Source organism: Nonomuraea sp. NPDC050202 (assembly GCF_040656115.1).
Lineage (GTDB): Bacteria > Actinomycetota > Actinomycetes > Streptosporangiales > Streptosporangiaceae > Nonomuraea.
The window spans coordinates 1-11,702 of record NZ_JBFALF010000017.1; the positions used below are offsets into that span (position 1 = coordinate 1).

At 72.5% G+C, this 11,702-nt stretch carries 7 protein-coding genes and 1 pseudogene; 5 read left to right on the forward strand and 3 right to left on the reverse strand.

Going from position 1 to position 11,702, the window contains the following annotated elements:
* Nucleotides 1–139 precede the first annotated feature (139 nt).
* The gene (locus AB0I79_RS35300) at nucleotides 140–2,656 is read right to left on the reverse strand and encodes a PA14 domain-containing protein (RefSeq protein ID WP_357882702.1); all 2,517 of its coding nucleotides are present in this window, start codon (nucleotides 2,654–2,656) and stop codon (nucleotides 140–142) included.
* 275 nt (nucleotides 2,657–2,931) lie between these two features.
* Between AB0I79_RS35300 and AB0I79_RS35305 the strand changes: the two genes are divergently transcribed.
* On the forward strand, nucleotides 2,932–4,950 hold the full coding sequence (locus AB0I79_RS35305; protein ID WP_357882705.1) for a hypothetical protein: 2,019 nt from the start codon (nucleotides 2,932–2,934) through the stop codon (nucleotides 4,948–4,950).
* A 51-nt stretch (nucleotides 4,951–5,001) separates the two neighbouring features.
* Here the strand turns inward: AB0I79_RS35305 and AB0I79_RS35310 are convergent, their stop codons facing one another.
* Nucleotides 5,002–6,966: a hypothetical protein gene (locus AB0I79_RS35310; RefSeq protein ID WP_357882708.1), complete on the reverse strand. Its 1,965-nt coding sequence runs from the start codon at nucleotides 6,964–6,966 to the stop codon at nucleotides 5,002–5,004.
* Nucleotides 6,967–7,129: 163 nt separating this feature from the next.
* Here AB0I79_RS35310 and AB0I79_RS35315 point away from each other — a divergent pair, with 163 nt between their 5' ends.
* The 3 genes from AB0I79_RS35315 (at nucleotide 7,130) to AB0I79_RS35325 (ending at nucleotide 10,719) form a co-directional block, all read left to right on the forward strand.
* Entirely contained in the window at nucleotides 7,130–7,930 is an 801-nt protein-coding gene (locus AB0I79_RS35315; RefSeq protein ID WP_357882711.1) for a DeoR/GlpR family DNA-binding transcription regulator, read from the forward strand.
* Nucleotides 7,931–7,995: 65 nt separating this feature from the next.
* The gene (locus tag AB0I79_RS35320; RefSeq protein ID WP_357882714.1) at nucleotides 7,996–9,486 is read left to right on the forward strand and encodes a sugar ABC transporter ATP-binding protein; all 1,491 of its coding nucleotides are present in this window, start codon (nucleotides 7,996–7,998) and stop codon (nucleotides 9,484–9,486) included.
* Between the two features lie 168 nt (nucleotides 9,487–9,654).
* Nucleotides 9,655–10,719 (forward strand): glycosyltransferase, encoded by a 1,065-nt coding sequence (locus AB0I79_RS35325; RefSeq protein WP_357882716.1) that lies wholly within the window; start codon nucleotides 9,655–9,657, stop codon nucleotides 10,717–10,719.
* On the opposite strand, the pseudogene AB0I79_RS35330 reads toward AB0I79_RS35325, so the two are convergent.
* Nucleotides 10,683–10,805 (reverse strand): annotated as a pseudogene (locus AB0I79_RS35330) (hypothetical protein); the annotation flags it as partial. The gene AB0I79_RS35325 and the pseudogene AB0I79_RS35330 sit on opposite strands and share 37 nt — an antisense overlap.
* Before the next feature lie 152 nt (nucleotides 10,806–10,957).
* Here AB0I79_RS35330 and AB0I79_RS35335 point away from each other — a divergent pair.
* Nucleotides 10,958–11,698: a class I SAM-dependent methyltransferase gene (locus AB0I79_RS35335; RefSeq protein WP_357882719.1), complete on the forward strand. Its 741-nt coding sequence runs from the start codon at nucleotides 10,958–10,960 to the stop codon at nucleotides 11,696–11,698.
* Nucleotides 11,699–11,702 lie beyond the last annotated feature (4 nt).

Genomic DNA, 11,702 nt, shown 5'->3' on the forward strand with positions numbered 1-11,702 from the left:
CGCGGCGCGGGGGCGGTTGGGTTGTTGTTTTGTGGGGGTGGGGTGGGTGGGGGCGGGGGTGGGGTGGGGGGGGTAGTCGGGGGTTCATTCCCTTCGGGGGCCGGCGCGGGGGCCCCGCGCCCCCGCCCGCGGCGGTGGATCAGCTGCAGGTGGGGTTGATCGCGCCCGTCAGCGCCTTGTGGGCGTCGTGGACGCGCTTGACGTCCGGCTTGGTGATCGCCCGGTCGTACGTCATGAGGCCGTTGATCTCGGTCTCGACGTCGGTGGTCTGGGTGTAGATGGCGGCGCTGAGCTGCTCGCAGGCGTGCAGCTTCGCCAGTTCCCCGGCCATGCTCACGTAGCGGGTGGTGAGGGCCTCCGGGTCGGGCTCGACCGCGTAGCCCCAGCCGCCGCCGGACCAGGTGTGGCCGACGACGGGCAGGGCCAGGCCGCCGTACTCGCCGATCACGTTCGCCCTGCTGCCGGACGGCTTGCCGGGGTTGCCGGGGCCCGGGTAGATGTGGAAGTCCTTGACGTCACCGTTGCCGCCGTCCACGGCGCCGCAGCAGTTGATCCCGCTCATGTTGTTGACCAGGCGCGAGGGGTCCCAGCTCTTGACCAGGTTGGCGACGCGCGCCTGGTCGTACTGGCCCCAGCCCTCGTTGAAGGGCACCCACATGATGATCGACGGGCTGCTGCGGTGCTGGTCGACCAGCTCCTTCAGCTCGGCCTCGAACTGCGGCCTGTCGGTGGTGCGGAAGGCCGACGGCATGTCCTGCCAGACCAGCAGGCCGAGCTTGTCGGCGTGGTGGTACCAGCGGTCGGACTCGACCTTGACGTGCTTGCGCACCGCGTTGAAGCCGAGGGCCTTGGTCTGCTCCAGGTCGTAGCGCAGCGCCTCGTCGGTGGGCGGGGTGTAGATGCCGTCGGGCCAGAAGCCCTGGTCGAGCGGGCCGATCTGGAAGACCGGCTGCCCGTTGAGCATCATGCGCCAGCCGGCGACGGAGATGGAGCGCATCCCGAAGTACGACTCCACCTTGTCGTTGTTGAGCCTGACCTCCAGGTCGTACAGGTGGGGGTCATCGGGCGACCAGAGCTTGGGGTTCGGCACGGGCAGGCGCAGCTCCTTGCCGGTCGCGCCGCGGACGGTGCCGACGACCTTGTGGCCGTCCCTGGCGATCACGGTGGCGGTGCCGGGCGCGCCGTGGACGGTCACGTACAGGGCCTGGCCGCGCAGGTCGGGCTCGGTGTCCACGCGCTCGATGTGGTCCTTGGCGACCGGCTCGATCCAGACGGTCTGCCAGATGCCGGACACGGAGGTGTACCAGATGCCGCCCGGGTTGAGGCGCTGCTTGCCGATGGCTTGGGCGCCGTTGTCGGTCGGGTCGGTGACGCCGACTACCAGTTCCTGCTCGCCGGAGCCCTTGAGCGCGCCGGTGACGTCCACGCTGATCCGGTCGTAGCCGCCCTTGTGGGTGGCGACCCGCCTGCCGTTGACGTAGATCGTGGCGTCCCAGTCCACGGCGTCGAGGTGCAGCATCAGCCGCTCGCCGCGCCAGCCGCGCGGCACCTCGAACGTCCTGCGGTACCACATGCGCTCCTCGTGCCGGCCGATGCCGGAAAGCTGCGACTCCACCGGGTACGGCACGACGATCTTCTCGGCCAGGTCCTTGCCGATGGGCGCGGCCTCGCCCTCCTTGGCCGGCGCGAACTGCCAGATGCCGTTGAGGCTGCGCCAGCGCTCGCGGGCGAGCTGCGGCCTGGGGTACTCGGGCAGCGGGTTGTCCTTGTCCACCTGGTCGGCCCACTTGGTCCTGAGGACGTAGGTGGAGGCGTTGACCACGTGCGCGAACGGGTAGGCGGCCAGCGGGGTGCCGTCGGCGTGGGCGATGCCGCCGCTGCCGTCGTAGGAGGTGCGCACGGTGCTGCCGGCCTTGGACGGGACCTGGGCGCCCAGCTTGAGCTCCACGGTCTCGGGGCTCTTCAGCGTCGCCGAGGTGACGGGCCAGGCGGCGGCGCCGACCGTGACGGCCAGCTTCTGCGCCGCGTTCGCGGGCAGCGCGGCGAGCGGCTTGGCGAAGGTCAGCGTGGCGACGTCGCCGGCGGCGTTCAGCCTGGCGTCGTACGGCCCGTCGGGCTGGAAGTCGGCCGGCACCGTGAGCGCGTCCATGGGCACGACGGCCTTCGGCTGGCTGGGGCTCTGCCAGCGCAGGCGCAGGTGGGCTCCGCCGAAGTGCTCGAAGTACTCGACCTTGATGTCGTACTTCTTGTTCGCCTCAAGGGCGATCGGGGTGCCGGCCTGCTCCTTGTCCCAGTCGTCCACCCAGTGGTCGATGATCGGCTGCCCGTTGACCCACAGGCGGAAGCCGTTGTCGCCGATCATCGAGAAGGTGTAGGTCTCGGAGTACTTGGGGGTGATCTGTCCCGTCCACCGGACGGTGACGTCGTCCTCCCTGCCGGTCAGCAACTTGAACGTGGGGTTCAGGTCGGCCAGTTCCAGGTTGGGATCGATGATGCTCGCCTTGAGCTCGGCGAAGTCGAACGTGCCCGCCGCCGAGGCGAGGTAGTAGTCGCCGCGCAGCCCGTTCCGCTCGGGAAGGGCCGCCGAGGCGGGTGCCGGCATCTGCCATAACACGGACATCAGTACGGCCAGCAGCAACGCGAGGCGCTTACGCACGGGGGGTCCTTTCGCAACGCAGCCGATCAGGTTCGGACAGCTTTTGACCCTGACAGGCTCCAAAGTAAGCACCGACGGCCCGAGATGGTCAAGATTCCCGATCAGATTCGTTCTTATTCGGTCAGAGCTGAACCGGCCGGGCTCACGCGAGGCGCCGCCATGATGTGCGCGTTCCACTGCGGGCACGAACCTGCCATGAATCGTCATTACGGCATTAGTTCCATTGCCGTAATCGTCTATTGCCAGGACCGCTCGCGCTTCCTTAGGTTTCGGTCATGACCCTAATCGAACGCTTAGCGGCGTGCGGCATGGCCGCCGCCCTCGCCGTGCTCGGCGGCGCCACCCCGGCGGTCGCGGGAGCACCGCGCGTGGCGGATCTCGGCGTCCCGCTGCAGGACGTCCTGCTGGTCGGCGGCGTGGTGGCCCCCGGACCCGGCGGTCGGACGGTGCTGTGGGGCGCGTCCTCGGGCGCCCCCGCCCACCTCAACGCCCTCGATCCCGTGACCGGAGCCGAGGTCGCCAGGTACGACCTGCCGGGCGCCGGCGGCTCCTGGGCCGTGGACGCCGCTCCGGACGGCAGCGTCTACGTCGGCACGTACGGCGACACCACCCCCGGCGGCCGCCTCTACCGCTGGACCGATCAGGGCGGCGTCCAGGACCTCGGCAAGCCCGTGGCCTCGGAGACCTTCGTCTGGTCCGTGGCCGCGGGCGAGGGCGCCACGGTGTACGGCGGCACGTCACCTGGCGGCCGGCTGTTCTCCTACGATCCCGCGACAGGCGTGCGCGACTACGGCAGGCTCTCGCCCGCCCACTCCTACGTCCGCAGCGTCTCCTACGCCGGCGGCAAGATCTACGCCGGCACCGAGGCCCCCGCCGCCGTCTTCGAGATCGACGCGGCCACCGGCGCGACCAGGCAGCTCCCCGTACCCGAGGGCCTGGACCCTGCCGACAAGTGGGCCTACGACGTGAACGCCGCGGGCGGCTACCTCTACGTCCGCTACGGCGGCGCGAGCCCCGGCCCGCTGCGCGTCTGGGACATCGCCGCCGGCCGGTGGACCGGCGCGCTGGAGTCCGTCCACGGCCTGGACGTCTCGCCCCCGGACGCCGACGGCGCCGTCTACCTGGTCAGGAGCGGCGAGCTGGTCCGCTACGACCCCCGGACCGGGGCCGTCACGGGCACCGGCATGCCGTTCACGGGCCGGGTGGCCAACACGCGCGGCATCGGCTGGGCCGAGCTGGGCCTGCCCGACTACCCGGGCAGGAGCGTCGTCGGCCTGCTCTGGCGCGGCCTGATGTTCCGCTACAACCCGCAGACCGGCGCGAAGTCGTTCGTGCAGACGGCGGTCAGGGGCGAGCCCATCGACGTGACGGCGCTCGCGCAGGGCCCCGACGGCCGCATGTACGCCGGCGGCTTCCTCAACGGCGGCTTCGCCGCCCTGGACCCGCGGACGGGGCAGCGGGAGGAGTTCCACACCTTCTCCCAGAGCGAGGACATGGTCGCCCACGACGGCAGGCTCTACGTCGGCGCCTACCCGGATGCCAGGGTCTACGCCTACGACCCCGCGCTGCCGTGGAACAGCACCGAGTACTCGCCCAGCCCCGAGCCGGGCCAGGCGCCCAACCCGGCCCGGCTGTTCGACCTCGCCGCCGACAAGCAGATCAGGCCGCGGGCGCTGGTCTCGGCGGGCCGCTACCTGGCCGCGGGCACCATGCCTGACCTCGGCCATCTCGGCGGCGTCCTGGCCGTCTGGGACCCGCGTACGGGAACGCTCAAGCACGCGGAGCGCAACGTCGTCCAGGACCAGAGCATCGTCTCCCTCGCCTACCGCGACGGCGTGCTGTACGGCGGCACGTCCATCTACAGCGGCCAGTCGGCCACGCCACCGACGCAGCCGGAGGCGAAGCTGTTCGCGTGGTCGGTGAAGGAGGACCGGCTGCTGTGGGAGATCGTCCCCGCTCCGGGCAAGCCCGCCGTCCCGGCGCTGGCGTTCGACGGCCGGGGGCGGCTGTGGGGGATCGCCGGCGGCGAGGTCTTCGCGGTGAGCACGGCCGCCCGCGAGGTCGTCGAGCGCGTCACGCTGTCGGGCAGCAAGAGCGCCGGCGGGCAGCTCGCCTACAACGAGCGCGACCGCAAGCTGTACGGCGCGCACGCCGGCCAGGACCTCTTCTCCCTCGACCCGCGGACCGGGCGGCACACCGTGCTGCGGCAAGGGCCCGTGCAGCACCTCGCGGTGCACGGGTCCGGTGACGTCTACTTCGCTGAGGGGCCCCGGCTGTTCCGCCTGACCCGCTAGCCCCGCGGACGGCAGCGCCCCCTACCCTCGCTGGAGGAGGGGGCGCCCCGGTCACCCGCAGATCCGGTAGGTGGAGAAGTTCTCGTAGCGCGACAGGTAGAGGTGCCCGTCGGGGCCGAGCGCCATCGTCGAGACCGGGCGGACGATCCGCGCGAACGCCATCGTCGCCGGATCGATCCGGTACGCCTTGCCCTGCACCTTGCCCCACAGGGAGCCCTGGTGGAAGACGAGGTGCGTGTCCAGCCAGACCTGGGTGGCGCCGGCCCAGGGATAGGACTCGTGCCGGACGGACCTGACGGTCCGCCCGGTGGCCGGGTCCAGCTCGAACAGCGTGTCCGGGCTCAGCCCCCACAGCCGCCCGGCACCGTCGAAGGTGATCGAACCGAGCGCCAGGTCGCCGGCGACGGGGGTGGTCCGCCACAGCACCGAGTCCGTGGCGATGTCGTACGCGAACGCCGCGGCCTCGCCCGCCGGCGTGCTGGTGCCGCCGAAGGCCGAGGTGGCCCCGTAGACGATCCCGTCGCGGTAGGCCAGCCCGATGACGCTGTGGCCGGGCACGATGTCCCGCTTGATCACGCTGCGCCCGGTGGCGGGGTCGAGCAGCCCGAGCGCGCCGCCGTGGGTGCCGGCCCTGGGCACGGTGCCGAACGCCAGCCAGTCGCCCGCGGAGATCATCGCGAACGGGCGGTCCTGCTCCTGGGCGCCGAGGTCGAGCAGGAGCTCGGGCGCGGAGCCGGTCCACTCGTAGATGCGGGCCCCGGGGTAGACGCCGAGGTAGAGCCTGCCCTTGTGGGTGACCATGCCCTCGCTCTGGCCGACCTCCGGCCAGAACTCCGCCTCGCCGGTGGCCGGGTCGTAGGCGGCCAGGCCGCCGGTGAAGAAGCCGCCCGCGTACAGGCGGCCGTCGGGGCCCGCGCCCATGGAACGGATGGTGACGTGCAGGGGGGTCAGCGTGCTCTCGATCAGCCGGCCCTGCCCGGTCCTGCGGTCGAAGTGCCAGATGTGGCCGGTGGAGCTGGTGCCGACGAGCACGGGCCCGAGCCAGCCGAGCGGGCGGGCGGCTCCCTTGCCGTAGCCGGTGAAGCCCAGCCGGGTGATCTTTCCGGAGCGCAGGTCGTACCTGACGAGCTCGTCGTCCTGGAACAGGTAGAGGTCGTGGCCGTGCCGGCCGCCGCCCACGGTGAGGTTGTCCACGTCGGGCACGACGTCCTTCCACCTGCGTGCGCGCAGGTCGTACACGCCCATGGGGTTGGTGCCCGTGGAGGTGGCGTAGCGGACCAGGAGGTAGCGGCCGGAGACGTGCACGTCGTAGGCGTAGCCGGTGCCCTCGATGGGCGGGTCGATCACCTGCCGCACCGTGCCGCCGCCGGGGGCGAGCACGGCGACCTTCATGCTGCGGGCGCCGACGCCGGCGTACACGGTGCCGTCCCCGCCCACGGCCAGGTCCCTGACGAGCTGGTCGCCCGGCACCGGGGTGCCCAGGTCGGCGTACGTCCCGGTGGCGGTGTCGTAGCGGAAGAGCTTGCCCGTGGGCGAGGTGCCTCCGTACACGGCCGAGCCATCGGGCGACGTGGCCACCGTCCAGACGAAGGACTCGCCGGGGATGGCGATGCCCAGCTCGCTCACCTGGTCGGTGAACGGGTCGTAGCGGAACAGGCGGCCCATCGCGCCGGCGGTGCCGTTGTAGCTGCCCACGTACACCGAGTGGTCCGGGGCGACGGTGACGGCCCAGGAGCCCAGCGCGAGCGGCAGCGGCCGCTCGCCGATCAGGCGGCCGTCCCGGGCGTCCCTGATCCCGAGCAGCGCCTCGCGGGAGGCGGCTGAGGTGACGGAGTAGATCCGCGGGCCCTGCGGGTGATCGGCGTCCAGTGCGGTGCCCGCCGTGGTGATGCCCTTCAGCGGGAGCGTGCCGAGATTGCCGAAGCCACAGCCCGTGGGCGGGACCGCCGCGGATTCGGCCTGGGCCGGTGCGGTGAGACATAAGGCGACGAGGAGTATCGCGGCGATGACGCGCATGTAGACCTCCAAGAGGGAGATAACGGTCTTGACCGTAATTTGCCGAGCGCATCATGTCCAGAGACCGACCGGATGGGCCGTGGCCGGGCCGGCGTCGATCGGCTTCGTTCTCGATCGATCACACGTGAACCCCGCCGGTTGCCCGATCGACTATGATCGGGTCGTGAGCGACACGCACAGTGACGGACGCAGGCCCGTGTTCGCCGCCGAGCGCCGGCAGCGCATCCTCGAGCTGGTGCGTGCCAACGGCGCCGTGTCGCTGCGCGAGCTGGCCCAGGCGGTGCACTCCTCCGAGGTCACCGTCCGCCGCGACCTGCGGGCGCTGGAGTCGGAAGGCCTGCTCAACCGCCACCACGGCGGCGCCACCCTGCCCGGCGAGCTGTCCCGCGAGGCCGGCTACGCGCACAAGGTCTCGCTGGAGGCGGCCGAGAAGGCCGCCATCGCCGACCTGGCCGGCGCGCTCGTCGAGGACGGCGACGCGATCGTGATCGGCCCCGGCACCACCACCCAGGAGTTCGCCCGCCGCCTGACCAGGCACTCCGAGCTGGCGGTGGTCACCAACTCGCTGCTGGTCGCGCAGGTGCTGGCCGGCTCGCCGCGCATCGAGGTGATGCTGACCGGCGGCTCGCTGCGCGGCCCGATCCTGGCCCTGGTGGGCAGCGCGGCCGAGCAGTCACTGGCCGGGCTGCGCGTGCGCCGGGCCTTCATCTCGGGCAACGGCCTGACCGCCGAGCGCGGCCTGTCCACGCCGAACATGCAGGTGGCGGGCGTCGACCGGGCGCTGGCGGCGGCGGCCGAGGAGGTCGTCGTGCTGGCCGACCACACCAAGGTCGGCGTCGACACGATGGTGCAGACCGTGCCGCCCGACCGCATCGACCACCTGGTCACCGACGACTCCGCGCCGCGCGACGTGCTCGACGAACTGAGCGCGCGGGGGGTCCGGCTCCACGTCGCCCAGTTCTGATCGAATGTGACAACCCCGTTACGAAAATGTTTCCTTCCTCGACCACGATCGAGGCGGAGGCAACCGTGCTGCAGGTCGCTGGCGTTCTCAAGGCGTTCCAGGGTGTCACCGCCCTCGACCACGTCACCATGTCCGTGCGCACCGGCGAGGTGCACGCCCTGGTCGGGGGCAACGGCGCGGGCAAGTCCACCCTCGTGAAGGTGCTGTCGGGCGTGCACCAGCCCGACGCGGGCGAGCTGCGCCTGCTCGGCGAGCCGGTCAGGTTCGCCGGGCCCGCCGACGCCAGGCGGGCCGGGATCGCCACCATCCACCAGGAGACGAACCTCGTGCCGACCATGAGCGTGGCCCGCAACCTGCTGCTCGGCAGGGAGCCGCGGGGCCGGCTCGGGCTGATCGACGCGGCGGCCGTGCACGCCCGCGCCGAGGAGGTGCTGGCCGCGTACGGGCTGGAGGTGGACGTGCGCCGCCCGCTCGGGTCGCTGGGCGAGGGCGCCTGCCAGATCGTGGCGCTGGCGCGGGCCGCCTCCGCCGACGCCCGCCTGGTCATCATGGACGAGCCCACCACGGCGCTGGACCACGCCGAGCTGCGGACCCTGTTCGCCGCCGTCGCCCGGCTGCGCGAGCAGGGCCGCTCGGTCATCTACGTCACGCACCGCATGGAGGAGCTGTACGGGATCTGCGACCGCGTCACGGTGCTGCGCGAGGGCCGCGTCGTGCACACGGGCCCGCTGGCCGGGCTCGACCGGCTGCGGCTGGTCTCGCTCATGCTCGGCCGCCCCTTCCACCCGGTGGAGGCCGCGCCGCAGGCGGGCGAGCCGGACGTGCCCGCCGACGCGCCGGTCCTGGAGGCCAAGGGCCTGACCCGCCACCACGTGCTGGACGGGGTGTCGCTGGAGATGCGGGCCGGCGAGGTCGTCGGCCTGGGCGGCCTGCTCGGCGCCGGGCGCAGCGAGACCGCGCGCGCCATCGCGGGCGCGCTGCCGGTGGACGCCGGCCAGGTCACGGTGGCCGGGACGCAGGCGCGCAAGTGGTCGATCAGGAGCGCCGTGCGCGCCGGGATCGGCCTGGTGCCGGAGAACAGGAAGACCGAGGGCATCGTGCCGACCCTGTCGGTGCGCGACAACATCGCCCTGGCCGCGCTGCCCCGCCTGTCGCGGGCGGGGATCGTGTCGGACACGCAGGTGGACAGCATCGTGGCGACGTTCATGCGGCGCCTGGGCATCAAGGCGGTCTCGCCCCGCCAGCCGGCCGGCGAGCTGTCGGGCGGCAACCAGCAGAAGGTGCTGCTGGCCAGGTGGCTGGCCATGCACCCGAAGGTGCTGCTGCTGGACGAGCCCACCAGGGGCGTGGACGTGGCGACCAAGCTGGAGATGCAGGCGTTGCTCGACGAGCTGGCCGTGGACGGCCTGGCCATCCTGCTGATCTCGTCGGACGTGGCCGAGCTGGTCGAGAACTGCGACAGCGTGGTCGTGCTCAGGGACGGCGCCATCACCGAGCAGCTCACCGGCCCCGAGGTCACCGAGGACCGCCTGCTGGCCGCCCTCGCCAAGGACTGACGGCCCGCCGGCCGGTGGAGCCGCCGAGCCCGTGAACGGCCGGCCCGCCCCCAGCACGCCGCCCGCCAGGGCTTCGACGATGTTCCAGCACCGCCATCATGATTACTCTCCGCAGTCATCAGGTAGTTCTCTGTTACCGATCACGGAATCGAGAACGGAGGCCGGCCGATGGACTACGTGCTGCCCCTGCGCTGGGAGGACGACTCCGGCATCGAGGAGCTGACCGCCTACCTGCGCGCGGTCCGCCGTCACGTGCGGGTCATCGTCGTGGACGGCTCGCCCCAGGAGCTGTTCGAACGGCACGCCGCCGCCTGGCGCGGGCTGGCGGCGCACGTCCGGCCGGCCGGCGACCTCCGCTTCGCCAACGGCAAGGTCAACGGGGTGATCACCGGCATGCGCCTGGCCAGGGCCGAGCACGTCGTCATCGCCGACGACGACGTCCGCTACGACGAGCGCGCTCTGGCCAGGATGGACGCCCTCCTCGCCGGCGCCGACCTGGTCCGCCCGCAGAACCACTTCACCCGGTCCCCGTGGCACGCCCGCTGGGACACCGCCAGGACCCTGCTCAACCGCGCCTTCGGCGCCGACTATCCCGGCACGCTGGGCGTGCGCCGCTCGTTCTTCGCCCGGATGGGCGGCTACGACGGTGACGTGCTGTTCGAGAACCTGGAGCTCATCCGCACCGTCCGCGCGCACGGCGGCAGGGAGCTGCGGCCCCTCGACCTCTACGTGCCGCGCCTGCCGCCCGGCGCCGCGCGCTTCTGGAGCCAGCGCGTCCGCCAGGCCTACGACGACCTGGCGCAACCCGCGCGCATGGCGCTGTTCCTGTCCGTGCTGCCCGCGGTGGCCGCCTGCGTGCTACGCCGCAGGTACGGTCCGGTGGCCGCCGGCACGGGCGTGGCCGTGGCGCTGGCGGAGATCGGGCGGCGCAGGGCGGGCGGCGCGCGGGTCTTCCCCCGCACGGCCGTGCTGTTCGCGCCCGTCTGGGTGCTGGAGCGGGCCACCTGCAGCTGGCTGGCCCTGGGGGCGGCGCTGTGCGGCGGCGTGCCGTACGCCGGGCGCAGGCTCCGGCGGGCGGCTCACTCCGTCCGGTGGCTGCGCAGGTCGGGCTCGCTGGCCGCGCGGAACCCGGCCGCCTTGTGCGAGCCGTCGCAGAAGGGCTTGGCCGACGAGAGCCCGCAGCGGCACAGCGCGACGGTGGCCCGGTCCGCGGGGATCGGCTCGCCGTCCTGAGTCACCAGCTCGAACGGTCCCCGCACCAGCAGCGGGCCGTCCTCGCACGGCGTCACCGTCACCCTGTCATCTCCCCGATGCGACATGCTCCTCCCCTTCCCCGCGGGAACACCCGTTCACCTGCGGGGTTGGCTCGCGAGCCGTCCGGGTACCAGAATCCGTGGCCCCCGCCGCCAACGCGAGGAGCCGCCGTGCGCCGATCATCCGTTCCGTCCCGCTCCCGCGAAGGGGGGCGGTGATGGCGTCCGCGTTCGACCCGTCGGCCTACGGGCGGAGCATTTCCGACATCTACGACGCGACCGTGGAGGACCTGCCCACCGACGCTGCCGTGGAGCAGCTCCACCGGCTGGCAGGCGACGGGCCCGTGCTGGAGTTCGGCATCGGCACGGGGCGGCTGGCGCTGCCGCTGGCCGCGCGCGGGGTCAGAGTGGCCGGCATCGACGGCTCCCCCGACATGGTGGCCGTCCTGCGCGCCAAGCCCGGCGGCGAGCACCTCCAGGTGGCCGTGGGCGACTTCGCCACCACCAGGGTCGGCGGGCTGTTCAGCCTGGTGGCGCTCACCACGAACACGATCTTCGCGCTGCCCTCGCAGGACGCGCAGGTCGCCTGCTTCCGCAACGCGGCCGCGCACCTGCGGCCGGGCGGGAGGTTCGTGGTGGAGGCGTGGGTGCCCGACCTGGCGGCCTTCCACCGCGGCGCCTCCCTGCGGCTGCTGGCGCTCGGCCAGGACGTGGTGGTCGCGGAGGCGGCCACGATCTCGCCCGCCGAACAGCTCATGGCGACCACCAAGGTACGGCTGACCGGCGAGGGGGTGCGGCTGCTGCCCGCCAACCACCGCTACGCCTGGCCCGCGGAGCTCGACCTGATGGGGCGGTTGGCGGGGATGGAGCGCGAGCACCGGTGGTCCGACTGGAACAGGACCCCCTTCGGGGACGACAGCCGGGCCCACGTCACCGTCTACCGCGTCCCACCGGACTGACCGT